The organism is Pseudoalteromonas shioyasakiensis (assembly GCF_001550135.1).
Classification (GTDB): Bacteria; Pseudomonadota; Gammaproteobacteria; order Enterobacterales; family Alteromonadaceae; genus Pseudoalteromonas; species Pseudoalteromonas shioyasakiensis.
Genome location: NZ_LRUE01000015.1, coordinates 189,520 through 212,127, shown reverse-complemented (window position 1 = coordinate 212,127; position 22,608 = coordinate 189,520). Strand labels below are relative to the sequence as shown.

Genomic DNA, 22,608 nt, shown 5'->3' with positions numbered 1-22,608 from the left:
TTTATTTAAGGTTTTGCAGGTTCTTAGTTGTTTTAACTCTCCTCAAAGATTAAGATCCTGTAAACCTTGTTTAAATTAAAGTTAACCCTAGTCAATAAAGCTTGGAGAAACCATGACGCAAAAAACGAAAAGACACAATGACCCTGCGCTTGCTGAGGCAAGACGTAATCAAGTGCTTTGTGCCGCAGCGGATTGTTTTCGACGTAAGGGTTATCATGGCGCGGGAATGGCCGAAATTTCTAAAACCGCGGGTATGAGTGCTGGCCACATCTACAATTACTTCGCCAGTAAAGAAGCGATTATAGAATCGATTGTTGAGCGTGATATGGAAGAAATGTTCTCAATCTTTAAAGAGTTTGCTGATAAACCCGGCGATCGTGTCACTGTATTACTAGATGGTCTAGGCAGAGGCGTTGAGCGCCATACCGATTTGAATCAAGGTGCGCTTGATTTAGAAATGCTCGCCGAAGCTGCACGCAATGAAAAAGTGGCTAACTTATTACGAGAGTCAGATAGCCACGCTCGTGATTCTATGCGTGAATTATTAGTGGGTGAAAGAGGGCCATTACAAGGCACAGCACTTGAAGAAGTGAATGCCCGTATTGAAGTGATGTTTTCAGTAATGGGTGGCCTGTTATTGCGTAAAATGCTCAACCCAGATTTAGATATTCATGAGTTACTTAAAGCGCTACGTCCAACAATGAAAACCTTGTTGTTACCATTTGAATAAAGCGCTTATTAAAAGCGCTCTATAGACCATTGGATTGCCATAATGGCAATTACCACTGAGCCTGCTGGCATAATAGCTTTTTTGTACCAAGTGTTATTTCTAAGTAGCATTAGCAGTGGTAAACAGATTGCTAAAATAACCAGTTGACCAATCTCAACCCCTAAATTAAAGGCTAAAATACTCATTAGCTGGTATTCATTTGACAAACCAAGCTCACCTAAAACACTCGCAAACCCCATACCGTGTAATAGACCAAAACAGAATGTGATCCAGCCTAAACGCATAATCATTGGCCAAATATTATTTATTGCAGCAAATAATACAGAAAGCGCGATACCTAATTCTACCCATCGGGTGTTTGGCGATATGATATTCATTGCCGTTGCTGTTAGGGTAAATGAGTGAGCAAGTGTAAAAGCGGTGATGATCCAAGCTGTATCAATTAGAATTTGTTTTTTAGACTCGACATGTTGCCACTCTCCTTGCTTACGAACTAACACACAGCCCAGCAATAGGGCAATTAAGAACAAAATATGATCGGTGCCCATCCAAATATGTAATATGCCTTGATGTACATATTCTATAAACGTTGTGGTGAAGCTTTGCTCTTTAAAGTTTATAACTTGTTTTGCCGTATTTTGTTCAAATACGCGGCTTGACTTTGCAATGGCAGCAATTGCTTGATGATGCTCATCTAATTCAAATAGGGCTGTGTAATTAACTGTTATAGAACTATCAGATGGACAATCAACTTGTAGTGGCACATGGATATACGACTGATTAAAGTGGTTATCTATACTAAGTGCACCATCAACCGTGACCTTGCAGCTTTGATTTTGTTGTAACACATTAAAATGGCTATTTAGATAGTCTAATACTGCTTGTTGCTGTGATGTAATTTCATGCCATGTAATTACATTATCCTGATTTTTATCGAAGTTTACTGCTTTATCGAGATCATTCACCGAGGCTTGCCAAGAGCCTACTAGCAATAGCTTATTGCTCGTTTGTTGTTCTAAATTAAGATAAGCGGTGCTTTGCTGGTGGGCGTGACAGATAGAGCTAAAAATTAATAGAAATAGCGTAAACAACAACGACTTTTTCATTTTTATTCCTAAGATAATACAGGCAGACAAGTCTGATACTCGAATGACCCCATTTCTTTTAATATAAATAAAAAGAGGCTGTAACTATAGCAAGTACAAAGGTTTATCGACTAGGTCATCTATCTTAGAAATACTGGCTTTGCTCGTATTTATATATTGTTTCTAGTCTGTGTATGATTTGTTCGCATCGAGTACGGCTGTATAAATAATTTCACTTGGGCTACCTGATTGTGAACCGCCAATTGGCTCACGGCTTATCGCAAGTAAAGTGATATCTTTTGGTTTAAATATTGCGTTTCGGGCAATTTCTTTGCTATCTGTTTTTGGTAATAAAGCAATAGGGATGGCGTTGGGGTAGTTTTTTAAACGGATCCACAACTGGTAATCATAATCAGTTTGTAAACTCATGCCGCTAGCTGCTTTTAGTAAAATACTGTGATCGCTTATTTCTAAATTCCAAACTGGATTATTTGCTGAGTCATAAAACGTTACCGAGTGATTGATTTTATCACTAAACGACTCTTGCGGTTGCCAAGTAATTAATACCAACACAATACAAACCGCTGTTGCAATAGCAGCCCAAGCCTTAAATATTCCAAAGTTAGGGTCTTTTGCTTTCTTCTGTGTTGGTAGAAATAGTGGGTCAATCCGTTTTGTTATTTTATCCCAAACTTGCTGATCAGGTGGGTTAGATTCAATCGCGTTTTCTAGGTTTTTTATATGTCTTTGCCATAATGAGGTTGCGTATCGGGCTTGAGGAGAGGTACGCATTAAGCGGCTAAATCTATCACGGGCATGGCCATGTAAAGTGCCTAAAACATATTCTGCTGCAAGTAAATTAAGTAGCGTTTGGTCATCGTATTTCATAACGAATTAGGCTCGGGTTGATTTAAATTTTTGACGAAAGCTCTACTAAAAACCTGTGATTATTAGGCATGGCTTTTAACTTAGACTAGCAGGGAAAGAGTACTTGGCAAATCTATGCAATTCGTTCTATGTAAATTATTGTAAGTTATTCATAAAATTGTGAAAAAATGTCCTAAACTAAAATGGTAAGCTTTTTTATAAATGCTAAGTTACTGATTTTAAATAGCCAGTAGGGGTAATTTAACGGCTTTTACTGGAGTGAAACTTGCAACGTAGTATGCAATTAGAATAACAAGGAGTGATTATGTGGGCAGCATTTAGTTACTTAGCTTTAGCGATTGTATTTATAATTGCGGCTATTCGGGTAGAAACTTTTTACTTTGCGCTGTTTTTTTATTGGACGGCTTTGTCGTTACTTTTGGTTAGTGGCGCATATTTTTTTAATATCGCACGTATTTTTAGAAAACGTGAAAATGGCGTTATTCCTATCTATATTCGTTGGGCTTTTATTCCATTTTTATTGGGTGCACAACTTTACAATGCTTGGTCGAGAAAACACGACAAAGTGCCACCATTACAACAAATTAATGAGCATTTATTTTTAGCCTGTCGTTTATTTCCTTCAGATATAGACACCATGAAAGAAATGGGTATTACAGCTATTTTAGATGTAACTTGCGAGTTTGATGGCCTTGAATGGTCTTCTACGCAAGAGAATATTCGTTATTTAAATATCCCTGTTCTTGATCATAGCGTGCCAACACGCGCGCAACTACACCAAGCGATTAATTGGATTGACCATCAAGTAAAAGCAGATAGACGTGTTGTAGTACATTGCGCCTTAGGGCGTGGTCGTTCAGTATTTGTAATGGCAGCTTACTTACTTAGCCAAAACAAAGATGCCGATGTGCACCAAGTACTCGCACAAATTAAAGAGACACGAGAAACTGCAAATTTAAACAAGCGCCAGCTGCGTCATCTTGTGCGTCGCCATCGTAGAGGTGACCTATTAATCAAAAATAAAGCTGTGCTCATTGCTAATCCTGTTTCTGGCACAAAACTGTGGGAAGCTAAACGTAAGCAAATTACATCTCGTTTGTCTGAGTATTACGATTTAACTGTTTACACCACGTCAGAGCAGGTAAATGGTACTGAGTTAGCCAAAGAAGCACTAGAATTGAACCCTGATGTAGTCATCGCCTGTGGTGGTGATGGCACAGTAACAGAGGTGGCAAGTGTACTTGTTAATACAGAGTGTAAACTGGGTATTATTCCTTTAGGTACTGCCAATGCGCTCGCTCATGTGTTGATGGGTATACAATCGAAGCTTATTCCGGTAGAGCAGGCGTGTGAGCTTATTATTGAAGGGCAGGCGAGTCGAATAGATACCGCTGTGTGTAATGGCGAGCGTATGTTATTACTAGCAGGGATTGGTTTTGAACAAAAGATGATTGAAAAAGCCCATCGTGATGCTAAAAATGAGTCTGGGCAATTAGCTTATTTACAAGGGTTTTGGCAAGCATTAGGTGAGCATGAAGCGCAAGACTATGTTGTTACTCTTGATAATAACGATGAGCAAACAATCAATACCACCAGTTTAATCATCGCCAACGCCGCGCCATTTACTACTTTACTTGCTCAATCTGCAGGGCAGCCAGATCATCAAGATGGTTTACTCGATGTAAATTGGCTAACACCTAGTGCCGATTCTAAAGCGAGTACTTTAAGTATTGCGGAGTTAGTCTTCTCGAGCATTACGCAAACTAGTTTTGCCATTAACAGTCATCACACAAATGCTAAACGAGTAACAGTAAGCGCAGAAAAAGGGTTGAGCTATGTTATTGATGGTGAGGTGAAAACCGCAGATAAACTAGAGGTAGAGATATCACCGAAATCGCTTTCGGTGATGGTAGCAGCTGAAGATTAAGTGGTTACTTTTTGATGCTTTTCCATTGGAAAGTGCCATCATCAGCTAGGTCATTATTGATAAAGGTATCAATATATAACTGCTCTACTTTTTCTCGTGCCCAAGGGGTCTTTCGTAAAAACTTAAGACTCGACTTTACACTTGGGTCATTTTGAAAGCAGCGTACGTCTACGTGCGCTGCCATACCTTCCCAACCAAGTTTTTCTTCAAGTTTAGTAACGATGTCGGCTAGTTTAACGCCATGTAACGGATTATTTGGTTGATTGTCCATGATAAATCTTAGGTTATTTGCAACCGCGCAATAGTACCCCATCTGTGCGTTTTAAGCTAATTGACGTGAATCGTTTTCGCTTGTTTAGGGTAAATAATCTCGCCATTAGCATTTAGTCTGAGCCAAGCCAAATCAGTGTTTGAAAAATTAGGCTGTTTAGCAGTGCAAATTAACGTAATATCGCCAACAGTAATATACGCACCTTCGGTATAGCGTTTATTTTCATACCAACACACTTTTTGATTGTTTAATGCCTCTTGACCATCAAGCACAATTAGTGGTTTTTCCTTTGCTAGCGCTTGGTTTAGAAACCCTAAAGTAAACAAAGTACTTAACAGTAAAATTTTCTTTAACAAAATGCGCCTCCCGTTGGGCAGATCTGTATAACTACACTAAGCTTATGACAAGGAATAAATAATAAAAAGGTGAACACATGCAATTTGATAAAAATATGATCGACGAACTAACCCTGCTTGCAAAATTTCCTCGCAACTCTCAAATGCAGGGAATTAAAATTCATTCCGATGCCGAAAGCTCAATTAAAGATGCAGCAAAACGTCTTTATGATAAAGGTATTACAGATAGTCCTGATGGTGGCTACTTAACCGACTTAGGGCTCGATTTAATTAACCATGTGAGTGTGATTAACTCAGCGCTTAGATAACAAATAAAAAAGGCCCGAAATGTTCGGGCCTTTTTAAAAACAAATCTTAAAGCTTAAATCGCATCTGGCTGGTTTTGCGGTGCAGCATCAATAAAGGCATCAAGCTTATTACATTGCTCATATACCGCAGCAATTTTAGGGTACTTGGTCATATCGACTTTAAAGCGCAAGGCATTAAATACTTGCGGCACTAAGCACACATCAGCAAGCGTTGGTTTGTTGCCCACACAAAAAGTGTTCGCTTCATTAAGTAGCTTTTCGATACTTTCAAAGCCAACTTCTACCCAATGCTTATACCAGGTCGTTTTTGCTTCTTCATCAACACCAAGATCGTTAGCCAAGTACTTTAATACACGCAAATTATCGATAGGGTGGATATCGCACGCTACGGCATAACATAAATTACGGATCTGAGCTTTTTGCCATGCATCACCCGTTAAAAGAGGCGTTTCTGGATGAGTTTCTTCTAACCACTCTAAAATAGCCAGCGATTGCGCAAGTACACCTTGATCAGTTTCAAGTGCTGGCAATAACCCTTGTGGGTTTTTAGCTAGGTACTCGTCACTTTGCTGTTCTGATTTTAATAAATTAACCGTCACCAACTCGTGATCAATGTTCTTTAAATTAAGCGCAATGCGAACTCGGTATGCAGCTGATGAACGAAAATAGCTATAAAGTTTCATTATACGTCCTGTTTACCTGTGAAATGTTTTTTAATAGTGCGCCAACAATCTGTGTAGTTAGGCTGACGCTCTTTACCTTCAAGGGCATATTTAGTTGGTGAAATAACGTAACGCGATTCGAACATAAATGCCAAGGTGTTTTCGTAGCGTTGTGGTTCAAGCTTAGCATTTGATGCTTTTTCGAATACATCGGCTTCTGGACCATGTGGCGACATACAGTTATGCAAGCTAGAACCACCTGGTACAAAGCCATGCTCTTTGGCATCGTACACACCTTCGATTAAGCCCATAAACTCACTCATAATATTACGATGGTAATAAGGTGGGCGGAAAGTGTTCTCAGCCACCATCCAACGTGGAGGGAAGATAGCAAAATCGATATTAGCGACACCTTCTGTACCCGATGGTGATGTTAATACAGTAAAGATTGATGGATCTGGGTGATCGTAACTTACTGTATTCATAACATTGAATCGAGCAAGGTCATACTTGTAAGGTGCACTATTACCCGTCCAAGCAACCACATCTAATGGCGAGTGACCAATATCACAACGGAACATATTGCCATTGAATTTAGCAACGAGTTCGAAATCACCTTCTACATCTTCAAAAGCTGCTACAGGGTAGTGGAAGTCACGGTCATTTGCATAACCATTGGCACCCACTGGGCCGCGCTCTGGTAAAATATAGGCATGGCCATAGTTTTCACAGATGTAGCCACGTGCTGTATCGGTGAGCAAATCAACAGCGAACTTAATGCCACGAGGAATTACGGCAATTTCTCCTGCACGAACGGTTAGTTGCCCGCACTCGGTTCTAAGTAATAGCTCACCTTGTTGCGGCACAAATAACATTTCACCATCAGCATTATAAAAGTAACGGTGTTGCATTGATTTATTAGCGACATAAATATGAATACCAATACCTGTTTGTGCATTGGCACTACCGTTGGCAGCCATAGTGACTAAACCATCTATAAAATCAGTTGGTTGTTCTGGAATTTCAATTGGATCCCAACGTAGCATTGTCGGTGGTGTTGGCACTTCTGTAATAGGAGCGGTGCGAATAAGGCCATTATCAATTGGCGTGTAATCACCTTGTATTACTGACGGGCGAATGCGGTAAAACCAAGTACGACGGTTATCAGCACGTGGCGCTGTAAATGCCGTTGTGCTGAACTGCTCAGCATATAAATCGTATTTAACTTTTTGCGGGCTGAATTGACCGATAGGTAATGCACCGGGTAATGCTTCGGTTTCAAATTCATTACCAAAGCCTGTCATATATTGTAATTCGTTATTCATCACTAGACTCCTGAAAGGTTTTAGGTAAGATACTCTCATGTGAGACTAAATTCAAACTACACTGAATTTACTTGTGTAAATATTCTTTGACAGTAGTGCAGCCATGAAGACAGATAATAAAACAACGCTCGATTTAAAACAGTTCTTACCTTATTCATTAACCAATATTGCAATGCAAATGAGTGAGCAGTTTAGTGAGCTATATCAACAGCAGTTCGATTTAACGGTGCCACAATGGCGGATAATTGCGAATTTGGCCCAATATGGTGAGCGTACTGCCAAAGAATTATGTGATATGGCACAAATGGATAAATCAACGGTGTCTCGTGCAGTAAAGTCGCTATTGGCGAGAAACCTTATAATAGCCAAAGAAAACCCTAAGGATAAACGCGCAAGTTTGTTATCACTATCCGTTGAGGGGAACCGTTTGCATGAGCAAATTGTGCCATTAGCAAATGAGTGGCAAGCCGGTTTAGTGAGCGACTTAGATAGCCGAGAACTTAATCAATTTATGAACACTCTTAGTAAGCTTTCCAATCACTTAAATAAAAATGTGTAATTCTGTAATCAAGGCTTTATAGCAATTGATTTAGACAATCGATACGTATATGATAATGGCTATCATTTACAATTAGAAACTTGGATGTCCCCCCTATGAAATTAGCGTTAAACACCGTTAAAACACTAGGTCTTAGCCTAGTATTAGCATCTACTTTTATTGCCCAACCTGTATTGGCAAATGGCCCAATTGGTGAGCACGTTAATCATCTAAAAGAAAATTTAAAAGATTACTCAGAAGACGTTGAGTGGATGATCGGTAAAGTTGACACCATGGTTACCGATTATGAAACAAAAGGCGCAAAAGCAGTTAAAAGCGATGATTTAATTGAATACTGGGAATCAGTAAAGTTTCACAGTGCGATTGAAACGAATTATGTACCGGTTTATGCATCAATCTGGCAAGGCATTTATGGTATCAAAATGGCCATTGATGACAAAAAACCAGCAAGCGAAGTACGTGAGCACCAAAAGGCCTTAAATGCTGCCTTGTGGCAGGGTCTTGGAGCTGTTAAACTTGCTGCCGACTTCCAGCAAAAAGGCTTATTAAAAGCTGTAAAAGCAACTGCTTCTGAAACAATGACGCAAAGCGCTACTATCGATGAGATCAAACATAAATTAGACCGTGTTGTTGCAAAATACGCAGAACGTTTAAGCGATGAAGCAACGCAAATTGTACACGATACTTACCTTCACTTATTCGAAGGTGTTGAAGGTACACTTATCGAAAAAGATGCGAAGTTAGTAGAAGTTCTCGAAAAAGATTTTAACGTAACCCTGCCTAAAGCTATTTCTGATAAAGGGTCTGTTGACCAAGTACGTGCAGTGGTTGTTGATATGCAAGAAAAACTAGATCGCGCTAAGGTGTTACTAGAAGAAGCCGAAAAAGCACGTAAGGATGTATTTTAGTGAAGCGTAGGACCTTTATTCAAGGCCTGGCTGCGTTTGGGGTAGTGGGCGCAATGCCGCTACCTCTTTCTCGTGCCTTTGCAGCCTCTGCTGCAAGCCCTATTTCAGTGAAAGACTTACCCGCCCTAGAGGGTGACTTAACCTTATATTTAGGCCGTGGTGAAGGTGGTTTGTACGAAAACGTACTGCAATCAATCCAAAAGAAAAACCCAAAACTTAATTTATCAATTCGCCGTGGTCCAACTGCTGCACTTGCCAACATGATTGTGGCTGAAGCGAAAGCGGGTGTTAAACGTGCTGATTTATTTTGGGCCGTTGACTCAGGTGCGATTGGCTTAGTAACAGACGCAGGTTTAGCTAAACCACTACCAAGTGACTTAGAAGCGCAATTACAACCTCAGTTCCGCTATCCAGGCTGGGCACCAGTGACAGGTCGTATTCGTACATTACCTTACAACACTAAGCGTTTATCAAAAGATCAGATCCCAGATAGCATAATGGCTATTGCCGATAGCGATTTATCAATTGGTTGGGCACCTGCTTATGCTTCTTTCCAATCATTTGTCACGGCAATGCGTATTCTTGAAGGTGAAGATAAAACGGCTAAATGGCTTAAGAAAGTTCAAAAACGTTCGAAAACCTATGCCGGCGAGCTTGGCGTAGTGATGGCCGTTGAACGTGGTGAAGTGGATATTGGTTTTGCAAATCATTATTACACGTTACGTCTTAAATCAGGTAAACCAGATGCAAACCTTGATCTTGCTTTTACCAATCAAGATGCCGGTTGTTTAGTTAATGCATCAGGTGTGTTATCGCTGACAGATAACCCGAACGCAATGAACTTTATGCGCTACTTACTAAGTTCAGAAGTACAAAGCTACTTAGCACGTGAAGCCTACGAAATTCCATTGATCCAAGGTATTGACCAGCCCGCTGGATTACCAGCCTTAACGGATGTGTCACCGCCGAAAATCGATTTAACTCAATTGGCAGATTTAAGGCCAACACTCGACCTTATGCGCAGTAGCGGTGTTTTATAATGCGCATACCTGCTTCTTATCCCATGGCGCTGCTTGCAGCGCTTTTGGCGTTAGTGCCAGTTTATATTCTGATCACTTTAGCCAGTGATGCGACGGCTGTTTTTGATAGTCACAATTTAAAAATTCTAGGTAACACTTTATCACTTATGGTGTTAACTGTTTTAGGCTCTATTTTAATTGGCGTGCCTCTGGCGTTTATTAGTGCCTATGTTCAACTTCCTTTTAAAAAGCTTTGGCTTGTTTTGTTTGCAGCTCCACTTGCTATTCCAAGCTATATTGGTGCGTTTACTTTATATGCAGCTTTTGGCCCCGGTGGTGAAATTAATCAGCTGTTAGGCTTTGAAACTCCGCCTATGTATGGCTTAACGGGTGCTGCCATTGTAATGACGCTATACACGTTTCCATTTGTAATGCTTACAACGCGTTCGTCTTTACTTAGTCTAGATGCCAGCATGGTAAACGCGGCTCGCACTTTAGGTATGTCGATGCCAATGAGTGTGTTTAAAGTCATATTACCACGTGTAATAAACGGTATAGCAGCGGGCTCATTACTGGTTGCGCTTTATACCTTATCAGACTTCGGTACACCGGCGATGATGCGCTTAGATACCTTTACCCGCGTGATCTATGTTGAATATAACGCCTTTGGCTTAAGCCGAGCAGCGATGTTATCGCTACAATTAATGGTGATAGTAGGCTTTTTACTGTTCATCGAATCACAAATTAAAACAGCTTCTGAGCGCCACGGTAGACCGCTAATGTTATTTCCATCAAACGGTCAAAAGTTAGCAATGCTAGTGACTTTTCTACCAGTTTTATTATTGGCTATTTGTTTGCCGTTAGCCATTTTTACCCTTTGGCTTGCCCGTGATGGTGTTGCTGATTTTGATTTCAGCATTGCGTGGAATTCTGCTTATGCATCTGGTATTGCGGCTATTGTTGCTGTTGTTGTTGCAGTACCTGTAGCGCATGCTGCCTTAAGCGGTAAAGTAGGGCGCATTATGGAACGAGTCACTTATTTCGGATTTGGTATTCCGGGTATAGTGATGGGAACTGCACTGGTTTATGGTGGCCTGCAATTACCGCTTTTATACCAAACTCTGGCATTATTAGTGATTGCCTATGTGCTGCGATTTTTACCGCTGGCAGTTGGCTCAGTGCGTACCAGCACAGAACACTTAGATTCGAGTTTAATTAAATCAGCACGCGTATTAGGCGCAAGCCCTCGTGAAGCATTTATGCGTATTACCTTGCCTTTAACCCTACGCGGTATCATTGCTGGTGCAGCCTTGGTATTTTTAGAATCAATGCGAGAGCTTGAAGCAACATTGTTACTCGGCCCAACAGGGTTTGAAACCCTATCAACTTATTTATGGCGTGTTTATGAAGCCGGTTATTTCGGTCGCGCTGCAATACCTGGGCTCTTGTTAGTAGTGATATCAGCATGTGGCTTAGCTATAATGCTCTCAGGCGAAAAGCGCAGTCAATTAGAACATTAAGGATCAGTTTAATGCTATCAGTTAGTAAGCTGTCTATCGATTATGGTAGCAATCGTGTGGTAAGTGAACTTAACTTATCACTTGGGGAAAGTGAGATCCTCATGCTAGTTGGTCCAACTGGCTGTGGTAAAAGTACAATTTTACAAGCGTTAGCTGGGCTTATTCCTATCAGCGAAGGAGAAATTAATTTAGGCTCATGGCGAGCTACCCCAAAGTTAAAAGTACCACCAGAAAAACGTAAAGTGGGTATGGTATTTCAAGACTTTGCGTTATTTCCGCATTTAACAGTTCAGCAAAATATTTGCTTTAGATTAACCGATACCTCAAAAGCAGATCATTGGATTAAATTACTGGGTCTTGAAGCTTTTCGTAATAAAAAGCCTGCTACTTTATCAGGTGGTCAAAAGCAGCGTGTAGCCCTTGCGCGTACATTGGCTCACGAACCTGACTTTGTATTGCTTGACGAGCCTTTATCAAACTTAGATGCGGCTTTAAAAGACACCCTACGTTGGGATATTCGTAATGCATTAAAAGATGCTGGTGTTCCTGCTATTTGGGTAACCCATGACCAAGAAGAAGCCTTATCTGTCGGTGACCGTGTTGGCGTACTGAAAGAAGGCATAATTCAGCAAATAGATACCCCTGAACGCTGCTTTAGCTTACCAAGCAATCGCTTTGTAGCGCGCTTCTTAGGTGAAGCAAGTTTCATTGCCGGTAATTGTGAAGGTGATATCGCCACCACTGATTTAGGCAATGCACCAGCGATTAAAGTTGATCATGATACCGCGAAGGTTGATGTATTACTTCGCCCTGATGATGTTCACCTTATTCAAAATGCTACTACCAGTAATGGTAAAGTGACATGGGTACGTTACGAAGGTGGCAGTCGCTTATGCGCGGTTAAATTAGCATGTGATACTGTAGTGACAAGCCGTGTTAGCCATGAAGTGATGGTACGCCCAGGTGATGCAGTGCATGTTTCTATTAACACAACACACCCACTTGCAGTTTATTCACAATAATGGCGTAGCTTTGATTAATGTTAAGTTAATCAAAGCTATTATTACTTATCGTAATGTTATATTACAAACGCTAGGATAACGTTGACCAAATTGGACATGGAGACTAAGTTCTGATATGTTTTCGAGAACATCTATTTCCCCATTGTTATTCCAATCAGTTCCGCCTACTACATCGCCGTTATAAAAATGTGAGTAGCGGGTTTGATCGGGGAGTCTAAAGCTTAAATCCGTGAAAGTTACAACCATATACGCTTTATTATCTGTTCTATCTTCATTCATTGGGCAGGCAACTCTTTCTGCCCTAGAGACTTCTTGATGTAAAATATCTCGTTCTAATTCATCTTGATAAATATCAACGTAGCTTAAGTAAGCTCGCATATTTGAAGCTCTGTCAAACCCCCAAATAGCAAGTGAACCAGTTCCATTAACTTCATATGGAAAACCACTAAAAAATTCAGCCTCAGTTGTATTAAATGCATTTGGGAAAACTACAACATTATCGACTACATAGCTATCAGACTGTGCAAATATATAAGTTGAAATAAAGACAGAGCTAATTAATAACGATTTAATATAATTCATGTTTTTGTCCTTTTAAATAATGAATGTTTTTAATGTTAACGCAAGTATCTTAATATCCTCAAAGTTAATACTGGTTAATTTGTAATCTAATCTAAGATCTATTTAATTTCAAGTTATTATTTGTTAAATGGAAGTCGTGATTTATTGCTATATTGGTTATTTAAATTATTCGCTTAAAATGGGTGTTATTTTTTATTTTATTATTAATGACCCATTATAAATAGTCTTAAGGTATTGTTTTATTTTATTGAATAATTCTGCGGATGATTATAATAGGGATTGCACTCTTCAGTAAAAAGCCCGCCAGTAGGGGCGGGCTTTTGTTTTATAACAAGGTTAACTCGTTATTAGAATGTGTAACGTACACCTACACGCATTTCCCAAACTGATGCGCTGCTTTGTGTTGCAGTTTTACCATTGTTAGGGTTGAAGTCTGAGTATACATAACGACCTTGGTCATCAAGCTCTACAGTAACCATGCTGTTACCAACAAAGCTACCTTTCTTAAGTACGCCCCAGTCATCGTTTAACATGTTTGTTAAATTATCGATAACGAAGAACACTTCACCTTTATGACCAGGCATGAAACCAGGTAACTCTTGAGTCATCTTGAAGTTAACTTTAGTGAACCAATCAGCATTTTGACGGTTACGACCAGAGATTTCACCACGAGCTAAGCCTTGAGCAGAAATCCACTCGTTAAACTCAGTTACTTCTTCAGGAGTCATGTCGTAAACAACGTTAGGGTCATTCACTTCAGGGATATACATTAGCTGACGACCGCCGTTTGAGTTGCTATCACCCCAAACATCATAGTCTGAATCATCAAACGTGTAGCTGTAAGGAAGACCTTTGTATGTTTCGCTGAATAGGTTGAAACGAGTGTTGTAACCATCAAACAACTCAGTTGTGTAACCTAATGTCATGGTAAAGCGATGTGGGATCTCATAATCAGATGTGTGTGCACCTGGGTTAGTTGGATCGTATGTCGCTAAGTTACCGTAGTTTGAGCTCGCTACCGAGCTAGTCATAGGGTTAACATCAGTTGAGTCAGTGTAAGCATAAGCTAGTTGTACGCTAATACCGTTATCAAAACGTTTGCTCATTGCTGCTGAGATAACATGAGACTCACCGCTGTCACCACTTACGTTTGTAAGTAATAAGTCACCGCTACGGCCTTCTTTAGACTCAAGAATTGGGCGACCATCAAATGTTGTTTCACCAGAATCTTGTAACGCGATATCTTCTAGGAAAGCAGCATCTTTACGTTTAGTGAATAAGTAATCTAGTGAGAATACATACTCATCTTCAGTTGTGTATGTTGCACCTACTGAGTATTTCCACTCTGATGGCATTTCGAAGTCTGGGTCAACAGCGTTTACTGATGAATCACCTGAACCAATGACTGTGTTTGCAACTTGATCGTAAAGGCTTTGTGGTACTTCGTAACCTGGTGTGCCGCCGTTCACGTTTGGCGTAGAAAATAGGTCAACACCACCTCTGATTGATGTACCAATGTTAGTGATACCATCATTCGAGTATGAGTTAGATAACCAAACGTTCGGGTTACCACCTGAGAATAGGCCAACACCTGCACGTACTTCTAGTGCATCTGTTGCGTACCACTCAAAACCAACACGTGGTTGAATTAAATCGATGCCGTCGAATGTACCTTGGTTGCTGAAACCGTAACGGTTTGTAAAGTTTTCATTGTAGTTAGGTTTGTCGTCACTTGTGTATTTGTCGTAACGAAGACCAAACGTTAATGTTGCATCTAAATCTGTAAAGCTGTACTCATCTTGAACATATAAAGTATGTTGAGCGTATGAGAAGTTAGCTGCTGCATCAGTAGGATCGTTAGTTCCAGCAGCGTTGTTGTAGTAAACACGGTCTGCAAAACCAGCCTCAAAATCGTCTACAGATTTAAAGCGCCACTCACCTTGAGTATGCTGAACGAATTGGTTGAATACGTCTAACTCTTCAAACTCGTAGCCAGCGGTAATAGTGTGTTGATCAAGGTAGTATGTACCCGCAATTTTTGCTGTCACTGTTTCGTAGCTAAGAGCATTAGATTGACGAGAATCATCTGGACCGATATAAATAGTACCGCCGTCTTCTGTACGAATTTGCATTTCACCGAAGCTACTTGCAGCATCTAAAGAGCGAACAGTCTGATCTAATTCTGATTTCCCTAAACGAATTTCAGTTGAAAATTCATCAGACCAATCTGAGTAAAGTGAACCAATGATCGATGTAAATTCAGCACTTTGCTTGAAGAAGTGATTATCTAAAGTAACAGTGTTGCTGTAAGCATCTGACTGAGACAGTGTAAAACCATCGTTATAGTTATAGATTAAGTTAGCACGGTGGTCATCGTTGATATTCCAGTCTAACTTAACCAAGATTTTTTCATCTTCAACTGGTGCGCTTGATGGCATGCCACCTGCATCATAACCGTAAACATCTTGAGCGATTTGTTGTACACGTGCAACGTCTGAAGCTGTAACACTACCTGTGTCTAGGCCGCCGTAGTTGTATTGTTTTACACCTTCAAGTTTTTCGTAAGATGTGAATAAGAAAAGGCTATCTTTAATTAGTGGTAAACCAACATTGAAGCCGTAACGTTTTTCGGTGTAATCACCGTTATCGTAGTCTTCGCCTTCGATTTTATCGCCTTTCATTGAATCATTTGTGTAATCGAAGAACATACCACCGTGTACTTCGTTACCACCTGATTTAGTAACAGCGTTGATGTTACATGATGTGAAACCACCATATTGAACATCAAAAGGTGCTAGTTCAACTGCAACCTGTTCGATTGAATCAAAAGAGAAAGGAGCACGGATTGTAGGGTAACCGTTAGAGCTTAAACCGAAGTTATCGTTCATACGAACGCCGTCTAGCGTTAAGCTGTTGAAACGTGGGTTACCACCACCACAGTTGATTGAACCGCGGCTATCATCGATTGTTACACGTGGGTCGATACGAACGATATCTTTTAAGTCACGGTTGATAGCTGGTTGGTTTTCTAAATCTTCAAGAGTAAACGTTGCAGCAGGACCTGTACCACCAGACATACGGCTGATAGGACGACCAGTAACTACGATTTGTTCTACATCAGATTGTCTCTCTAACGTAACATTAACTGGGTAGTCAGCACCCACTTGTAGGTTGATGTTGTTGAATGTTTGATCTGCGAATACGTCAGAATCTACAACAACGCGGTAAGGACCACCTACACGTAGGCCTTTTGCTGTGAAGTAACCCGCATCGTTCGTTTCAGTTTCTTTAGTTGAACCTGAAGGTAAGTGAACGATAGTAATCTTAGTGCCTGCAGCAGGGTTGCCGCTAGGACCTTTGATTTGACCCTTGATAGCAGATGTTGTTTCATTTGCTAACGCTGCACCACTCACACCAACACATGCTGCAATAGCAAGTGATAGAGCTGTTTTGCGGAGTTGGATTTTCATTATGTTATTTCCCGTGTTAGAGGTTATGTTTCATTTATAGTTTGCTGTCAGTTGGCATCTTAAGTGCCTTTACTAACGGTTTTGCTGATTTATCAAATAGATTATTTAATAAACCTGCCAATCTTATCCCGCCTTGTTGTAGGCGAGTTTTAACAATCGGTAAGTTTTTATAGATATAACTATAACTTACGTTTGTTTCATTTTCTTTATACAGAGAGTTTGCAATGTTATTTGATTCGATTAACCAATCGCTAGGTGAACTGGCAAGATAGTCCGTTATTAACGCTTGATTTGTTGTATTTATAAATTGCGCAAACTCAGTATAGGACAAATTTTCATTTTCAATGAGTTTTGTGTCCCATAAGCTATGTAAATTGGTATCTTGACCGAAGAATGTGACAGAAATATTGTTGCCGCCACGATCTTCACCGCGACCGGCATGAAAAGGTTGATGGCTATCACCAACAAGGTGAACTAAAAAACGCAGTGCGAACTGTTTTTCACCTAGAGAAGCTTTTTGGTTTTGTAATACTGAGATTGAATATTCCATGCCTTCGAGGATGTCTGACACGGTTTCTTTATTATGGTGGGCATGTGATTCGTAATGTGGTTTGGCATCACCTTCTTTAAAGTTAATGTAATGCCAGCGCGAAGATTTCTTTTGCCAGAATTTTTCTGGAGCAGAACGCATTTCATCAGCCCACGTTGCTACCTGTGGTAAAGAATCACCATCAAGTAAAGGAACTAATGCTTGCTTGGTGGTGTCTGTAATATGCTTAGATGCAATTTCACCAATAATTCGATGACCATTCTGACCCCATGCATTAGCTGGGTTACTTAACACCGCAGAAATAACTGGTGTCGATAACAGCAACATTTTTATTGTTTTTTGTAACATTGACTCAGTGTCCAAAAATGAATGTGCCCTGAAGCACGATTTCTTGATGCATATTTTCCTGAATTTAAAAGCAAATAGAAAGGACTCAATAAGATTCATAATTTCTTGTTCATATATGTTATTTATCAATAACTTAAAATATTCAGGTAAAATTACTTGTTGTAATAAGTAAGAATAATTGTTCAAATAGAGACAACGGAGCGTTGTTGGCTATTAAAATTGAATTTAAGAACAATACTAATAAAAAAATCGTCGATTGTTACATTTTTGTTTCTAGCAGTTATTTTGTTTTTTTATATCGGAATTTTGCAGGGTAAACCGGCTGTATCTGATATAGATGCATTTATTGAAACGTCTTTTCAATGTGATACTAAATCAGAGGTTAACCTTAACGAGCTGGTGGTGTATTCATCTGGCAAAGTGTTGGCTGAGGATGTTGCTAAAACTTTGTGCGCTGATGACATCATTAGTAAACAATACGGCAAGGTCACCTCTTATTGGGGTTATAAAACTTCTGACACAATTGAGTTTTTAGGTAAAGGGATTGCAGATTTGATTCTGGCTAAAGAAAACTTGATTAATGCCTTTATGGCCGAGTCAACCTATAACTACCAAGCGGTTGTTGGCTTTCCTGACTACACTGCTTATTTAATTTCTAGTAAAGAAAAGCCTCGCATTGAAAAAAGCTACTTTTTAGATAAACGTATTGGTTTGCTTGATTACCCAACGAGCCGCTCTGGACACATTCTCCCTAAACAATTATTTAAAAAATTAGATATCAACCTAGAAAACCTTAATATCACTTACGCAAGTTCCCATACTGAATTAAGAGAGCTGCTTGCAAGTGGTAAGGTCGATTTAATTTCTTCTTATTGGCAAGACAGTGATCAGCAACGTTTTTCTAAAAACTACATTACGCCTATACGCGACAATATAAGTGGCAGTCGTTGGTATTTAAAAATGCAAGATGAGAACACCGACCTTTTATGTGCTGTTCAAGCGCAGTTAACCCAATTGGCACACAATCAAAATTCTCATTACTTTAATCATGTTGAGTCTTTTTGGGAATGTGAGTCGACTCAGCAAACAATGAAAGTAGGGGATAGCAATGCTGCCAATTAGAGTAAAACTTGCTTATGGCGGAGTATTTATAAGCTGTTGCCTGGTTTTATTTGCCAGCTTTATTACAGCAAAAGCTTATAAGACAACAACTAATGATGCCCTGACTCTAGCAAAAGTTGAAAACCGCATTGCTCTTGATTTAAACCATTTAAATTTACCTGATGACTTTTTAAAGCATTCAGGTAGTAAAGATATGGTACTCAATTATATCGCGCGTCTTAATGCACAATTAGCTGACTCAGGCGTGATGGTTTACTCCATTGAGGGGATCTCTGATTATCCTGCTCGTGCAGATTTAATCACTAAGCAATTGCATGCACCACAAAAATCATTAACGGTTAGCTTTGTTGTGGCATCGTCTTTATTTGCTAAAGATGATATCGCTGTGTTGATTTTGGTGTGTTTATTTGCAGCTGCATTTACTTATTTATTATTTATAAGTGAACGCACTAAAATCCAAATTGCAAAACACGAACCAGAAGTTGCTGTTCAGGCAGAAGAAAAGCCTAAATTGATAGTCGATCTTCAAAATAAAACCTTGGCTGCTAGCTGTGCTGTTGATAAAACAGTTGCGCTTGCTAATAAACCGCTGTGCTTTTACCTTGCATTGGTTGAGTTTTGTATAGAACATCCTGATGTAGTGCTTAATCAAAATAAAGATGTACCAGAAGAATTACTTACTTTAGCGAACAAGTATTTTTACCGGTTAGTAGAGCTTGGTCACACAATACGTAAGCGCCCAAACTTTACCAATAGTTTAGAAAAAACATTAAGTGAAATTCGGGCAGCACTTGATGAAGTTTGGCAAGAGCAGCCTGAGATAAAAGAAACCTATTATCCACCTAAGGCCCATGGTGAAGGCTCCCGTTCTCGATTACATCATTACGGATTGAAAGCGATTGAGATTGCCGATATTGAAGTCATTGGGAAGTAATCTAGTTTAAAAGTAAAAGGGAAGTCACTGACTTCCCTTTTTCTATTTAAGTAGTCTTTATTTAGGGGCGTAATCAGCCGCTTTAACAGGACTATTTTGCTCAAAGAAGCGTTTTAATGCCTGTGCATCTGTATCATCTGTACTCACAAAGCCTTTTTTACTGGTAAGAGTAGGGTAACCATCACCACCAGAGGCATTATAGCTGTTAATGCTCATACGATAAGTTTTAGCCATATCAAGTGGTTTACCAGCAATTTTAACATCAGATAAAGTGTCGTTATCGCGTTTAAAGCTTAGCTTATAATATTGTAAGTAGGCACCTGAATCAGGAGGGAAAGAAGTAACAACCTGTAAGTAGTCAAATAGTTCTTGGCCTGTCATATCAATATAGGTGATACGGTTTTTAAAAGGATGAACTTTTAAAATATCTTTATAACTTACATCGCCTGCTTGAATGCTATCGCGAATACCGCCACCGCTTATCAAACCAAAATCAGCACCCACAGACTGCATTTGTGCAGCAATAATAACGCGTGCTAAGTTTACTTGCTCATAGCGTACTTTATTGCGGTCACCTTCAAGTTTTGCATCCACGTTACCTATTTTACCAGCAATTTGTGCTGCGCCTTTTTGCTGATAAACCGCAAGGATGTCTTGTAAGTTTTTGTTTGGTTCAATGTACTCAGCCGCTAGCTTTTTATTGCCGTTTTCATCATCGATATAAAGATTTACAGGAATAAGTGAGTAATTGAGCAAAGTTAATTCATCGTTTTCTAATTTGAATTCAGCTTTACCAACATATTTACCCCACTCATGGGCTTGCATGATCCAAGTACCATTTTGTTGGTCAGGCTTACACTCTTTACCTGGCATAAAGCTTTTGTCAGCAACATTGGCTTCTTTCATACACACAGGCTCTTGTGAATGACCGCCAACAATAATATCAAGCATCCCTTTTGGTAAGTTGCGCGCCATAGTCACATCACCGGGTGCATTAATACCAAAGTTAGCATCAACATAGTGACCCATGTGAGTAACAGCGATGGTAATATCTGGGTTGTACTGTTTATCAATTTCTGGAGCTAACTTTGCAGTAACGTCTGTAGGGTCTTTAAATTCTAGGCCACCGATATATTGCGGGTTACCGATTTTAGCGGTATCTGTGGTAGTTAAGCCGATTACCGCAATTTTAAGCCCATTCTTTTCAAAGATTTTATAGCCTTGGTAACGAGTTTCACCAGTTGTTTTATCGATGATATTGGCTGATAAAAAAGGGAAGTTTGACCATTTTTGTTGTTGATCAAGTACTGCCAGTGGATTATCAAACTCATGGTTACCAATTGCCATGGCATCATAACCAATTAACGACATACCTTTAAAATCTGGTTCCGCGTGTTGTAAGTCAGACTCTGGAATACCCGTATTGATATCGCCACCAGAAAGCAGTAAAACAGCATGACCTTGTGCTTTGGCTTCGGCTTTTAGTTGATCAATTAAAGTCTTACGAGCAGCCATGCCATATTCACCTTGTTCGTTATGCCAAAAACGACCATGGTTATCATTAGTATGAAGCAGAGTTAAATATTGGGCTGAATCAGTATTATTAGAAGAGGAGCTACATGCGGTTAGGGTAACCAGTAGCGATGTTAGTAAAAAAAAGCGCATAATTGTTTGCCTGAATAGAGCAGTAGGTTAATTATGCGCTTAGTTTAAACGACTTAAGTTTAAATTAAATGTCTTTTATAAACTTTTGTCGCTATTTTCTGTATTTAGTTGTCCTGTTGCGGCAAGTTGTCTGCGTTGTAGTTCTTGTTCTGCGTAATGAGACTTTTGATGATTATTGCCGACCATCCAATTTAAAAAACTAGCGGGTAACTTACTGTAAGGCTCACCTTGGTGTAAGCCAAAATCGCATATTGCGTTCTCTTCATTCGCCATGGTTCATTCCTGTGTGTTCATTGTTGTCGTGCTGATACTAACAAACTGAGCCTATTTGATAAGACGATTTTGATTTATTCTTTAAATTTTTTATAACCATAATGAATACATGGTGTAAATTAATGTAACTGAGATGTAATTGCTTTGGCGCGTTTTGTGTAACTGTTTTGTTTGCTATTTAAGCGGCCGTTTATTTTGTTTAAGCTTCTTGCAGTTTTATAATAAAAATTATCAGGAAAGATAAACAATGAAAAAACATCTACTTGCACCTGCTTTATTGGCTAGCTGTTTTACAGCCAATGCTACTATTGTTGAAATGCAGACAGATCTGGGCAGTATTACTGTTCACCTTTATGATCAACATACACCTGTTACCGTTGAAAACTTTTTAAACTATGTTGCAGATGGCAGCTACGACGGTACGGTTATCCATCGCTCAGTTGATAACTTTGTATTGCAAGGTGGTGGTTTTAAATTTGATACTGATTTTGAGGCGATAGAAACTGCTGACGCTATTACCAATGAGCCAGAGCTGTCGAATGTTAAAGGTACCATTGCAATGGCCAAGCTTGGTGGTAATGCTAATAGTGCGACAAGTCAGTGGTTTTTCAATTTAAAAGATAACAGCGCTAACCTCGACTTACAAAATGGTGGCTTTACTGTTTTTGGTGAAGTAACTGTACAGAGTATGGATGTTTTAGAACAAATCACCTCTTTAGTTCACTGTGGAGAAATCCCAGTAGTAAATCTTAATGAAGAGCAGTGCCCAGATACAACATCAGGTTTCAGTGGTGAAAACTTATTTTACATTAACAGTGTGACAGTGATTGATGATGATCCGAATTCGTCTGCTTCTTTATCACCAAAAGAGAACACGCTAATTGATGAAGATAACTCTTCAGACAATGGCGGTGGTAGCTCAGGCGGGAGTCTTGCGTGGATGCTATCTTTATTAGCTCTTGCAGGCTTTAGTCGTCGTAAATAATTCCAACCAACAAAGTAACGCCTTGATATTAAGCTCCTGAGAAACGCTGAATTCTGCATCTTGAGGTGGCTTGGGTATATATAAGGCGCTAAAAAGCGC

22 protein-coding genes are annotated in these 22,608 nt (G+C 39.6%); 11 read left to right on the top strand and 11 right to left on the bottom strand.

Features of this window, described 5'->3' with window-relative positions; genetic code table 11:
• Window positions 1-112 precede the first annotated feature (112 nt).
• Entirely contained in the window at window positions 113-730 is a 618-nt protein-coding gene (locus PASHI_RS10155; RefSeq protein WP_058584303.1) for a TetR/AcrR family transcriptional regulator, read from the top strand.
• A gap of 8 nt (window positions 731-738) precedes the next feature.
• On the opposite strand, the gene PASHI_RS10150 is transcribed toward PASHI_RS10155, so the two are convergent.
• Together PASHI_RS10150 and PASHI_RS10145 are read right to left on the bottom strand one after the other, a co-directional pair.
• Entirely contained in the window at window positions 739-1,836 is a 1,098-nt protein-coding gene (locus PASHI_RS10150; RefSeq protein ID WP_062565503.1) for a HupE/UreJ family protein, read from the bottom strand.
• A gap of 162 nt (window positions 1,837-1,998) precedes the next feature.
• The gene (locus tag PASHI_RS10145; protein ID WP_062565502.1) at window positions 1,999-2,703 is read right to left on the bottom strand and encodes an anti-sigma factor; all 705 of its coding nucleotides are present in this window, start codon (window positions 2,701-2,703) and stop codon (window positions 1,999-2,001) included.
• A gap of 304 nt (window positions 2,704-3,007) precedes the next feature.
• Here PASHI_RS10145 and PASHI_RS10140 point away from each other — a divergent pair, with 304 nt between their 5' ends.
• On the top strand, window positions 3,008-4,630 hold the full coding sequence (locus tag PASHI_RS10140) for a diacylglycerol kinase family protein (protein ID WP_062565501.1): 1,623 nt from the start codon (window positions 3,008-3,010) through the stop codon (window positions 4,628-4,630).
• A gap of 4 nt (window positions 4,631-4,634) precedes the next feature.
• On the opposite strand, the gene PASHI_RS10135 is transcribed toward PASHI_RS10140, so the two are convergent.
• Both PASHI_RS10135 and PASHI_RS10130 read right to left on the bottom strand, forming a co-directional pair.
• A complete protein-coding gene (locus tag PASHI_RS10135; protein ID WP_054552185.1) occupies window positions 4,635-4,901 on the bottom strand; it encodes a VF530 family protein in 267 nt (88 codons plus the stop codon).
• 56 nt (window positions 4,902-4,957) lie between these two features.
• Window positions 4,958-5,257: a DUF1496 domain-containing protein gene (locus tag PASHI_RS10130; protein WP_062565500.1), complete on the bottom strand. Its 300-nt coding sequence runs from the start codon at window positions 5,255-5,257 to the stop codon at window positions 4,958-4,960.
• Window positions 5,258-5,334: 77 nt separating this feature from the next.
• Here PASHI_RS10130 and PASHI_RS10125 point away from each other — a divergent pair, with 77 nt between their 5' ends.
• Window positions 5,335-5,565, top strand: coding sequence for a TIGR02647 family protein (locus PASHI_RS10125; RefSeq protein ID WP_054563059.1), 231 nt, complete (start codon window positions 5,335-5,337; stop codon window positions 5,563-5,565).
• A 53-nt stretch (window positions 5,566-5,618) separates the two neighbouring features.
• Here PASHI_RS10125 and maiA read toward each other — a convergent pair whose 3' ends face one another.
• Both maiA and hmgA read right to left on the bottom strand, forming a co-directional pair.
• Window positions 5,619-6,248: a maleylacetoacetate isomerase gene (gene maiA / locus PASHI_RS10120; protein WP_054563060.1), complete on the bottom strand. Its 630-nt coding sequence runs from the start codon at window positions 6,246-6,248 to the stop codon at window positions 5,619-5,621.
• Window positions 6,248-7,552, bottom strand: coding sequence for a homogentisate 1,2-dioxygenase (gene hmgA, locus PASHI_RS10115; RefSeq protein ID WP_062565499.1), 1,305 nt, complete (start codon window positions 7,550-7,552; stop codon window positions 6,248-6,250). The genes maiA and hmgA overlap by 1 nt, the downstream gene beginning before the upstream one ends.
• Window positions 7,553-7,655: 103 nt before the next feature.
• On the opposite strand from hmgA, the gene PASHI_RS10110 reads away from it, so the two are divergent.
• From PASHI_RS10110 to PASHI_RS10090, 5 genes are all read left to right on the top strand, one after another.
• On the top strand, window positions 7,656-8,111 hold the full coding sequence (locus tag PASHI_RS10110; RefSeq protein WP_062565498.1) for a MarR family winged helix-turn-helix transcriptional regulator: 456 nt from the start codon (window positions 7,656-7,658) through the stop codon (window positions 8,109-8,111).
• 95 nt (window positions 8,112-8,206) lie between these two features.
• Window positions 8,207-9,019, top strand: a complete 813-nt coding sequence (locus tag PASHI_RS10105; protein ID WP_062565497.1) for a hypothetical protein — start codon at window positions 8,207-8,209, stop codon at window positions 9,017-9,019.
• Window positions 9,019-10,059, top strand: coding sequence for an extracellular solute-binding protein (locus tag PASHI_RS10100; RefSeq protein WP_054563064.1), 1,041 nt, complete (start codon window positions 9,019-9,021; stop codon window positions 10,057-10,059). The genes PASHI_RS10105 and PASHI_RS10100 overlap by 1 nt, the downstream gene beginning before the upstream one ends.
• The gene (locus PASHI_RS10095; protein WP_054552193.1) at window positions 10,059-11,558 is read left to right on the top strand and encodes an ABC transporter permease; all 1,500 of its coding nucleotides are present in this window, start codon (window positions 10,059-10,061) and stop codon (window positions 11,556-11,558) included. Before PASHI_RS10100 ends, PASHI_RS10095 begins: the two co-directional genes overlap by 1 nt.
• A gap of 11 nt (window positions 11,559-11,569) precedes the next feature.
• Window positions 11,570-12,580, top strand: a complete 1,011-nt coding sequence (locus PASHI_RS10090) for an ABC transporter ATP-binding protein (protein ID WP_062565496.1) — start codon at window positions 11,570-11,572, stop codon at window positions 12,578-12,580.
• A 45-nt stretch (window positions 12,581-12,625) separates the two neighbouring features.
• Here the strand turns inward: PASHI_RS10090 and PASHI_RS10085 are convergent, their stop codons facing one another.
• The 3 genes from PASHI_RS10085 to PASHI_RS10075 all read right to left on the bottom strand — a co-directional run bounded on the left by PASHI_RS10085 (window position 12,626) and on the right by PASHI_RS10075 (window position 17,530).
• A complete protein-coding gene (locus tag PASHI_RS10085; protein WP_062565495.1) occupies window positions 12,626-13,162 on the bottom strand; it encodes a hypothetical protein in 537 nt (178 codons plus the stop codon).
• A gap of 347 nt (window positions 13,163-13,509) precedes the next feature.
• Entirely contained in the window at window positions 13,510-16,632 is a 3,123-nt protein-coding gene (locus tag PASHI_RS10080) for a TonB-dependent receptor (RefSeq protein ID WP_062565494.1), read from the bottom strand.
• A gap of 34 nt (window positions 16,633-16,666) precedes the next feature.
• Window positions 16,667-17,530, bottom strand: a complete 864-nt coding sequence (locus tag PASHI_RS10075) for a S1/P1 nuclease (protein ID WP_062565493.1) — start codon at window positions 17,528-17,530, stop codon at window positions 16,667-16,669.
• Window positions 17,531-17,749: 219 nt separating this feature from the next.
• Here PASHI_RS10075 and PASHI_RS10070 point away from each other — a divergent pair, with 219 nt between their 5' ends.
• Together PASHI_RS10070 and PASHI_RS10065 are read left to right on the top strand one after the other, a co-directional pair.
• Window positions 17,750-18,652 carry a type 2 periplasmic-binding domain-containing protein gene (locus tag PASHI_RS10070; RefSeq protein WP_054563069.1) on the top strand — a complete coding sequence of 301 codons (903 nt, stop codon included), beginning with the start codon at window positions 17,750-17,752 and terminating at the stop codon, window positions 18,650-18,652.
• Window positions 18,639-19,586 (top strand): hypothetical protein, encoded by a 948-nt coding sequence (locus tag PASHI_RS10065; RefSeq protein ID WP_062565492.1) that lies wholly within the window; start codon window positions 18,639-18,641, stop codon window positions 19,584-19,586. Before PASHI_RS10070 ends, PASHI_RS10065 begins: the two co-directional genes overlap by 14 nt.
• 57 nt (window positions 19,587-19,643) lie before the next feature.
• Here PASHI_RS10065 and ushA read toward each other — a convergent pair whose 3' ends face one another.
• Together ushA and PASHI_RS10055 are read right to left on the bottom strand one after the other, a co-directional pair.
• Complete coding sequence (ushA, locus tag PASHI_RS10060) at window positions 19,644-21,251, bottom strand: bifunctional UDP-sugar hydrolase/5'-nucleotidase UshA (protein ID WP_062565491.1); 1,608 nt, start codon at window positions 21,249-21,251, stop codon at window positions 19,644-19,646.
• A gap of 75 nt (window positions 21,252-21,326) precedes the next feature.
• Entirely contained in the window at window positions 21,327-21,524 is a 198-nt protein-coding gene (locus PASHI_RS10055; protein WP_054563072.1) for a hypothetical protein, read from the bottom strand.
• Window positions 21,525-21,771: 247 nt separating this feature from the next.
• Here PASHI_RS10055 and PASHI_RS10050 point away from each other — a divergent pair, with 247 nt between their 5' ends.
• A complete protein-coding gene (locus PASHI_RS10050) occupies window positions 21,772-22,509 on the top strand; it encodes a peptidylprolyl isomerase (protein ID WP_062565490.1) in 738 nt (245 codons plus the stop codon).
• The last annotated feature ends 99 nt before the right edge of the window (window positions 22,510-22,608 follow it).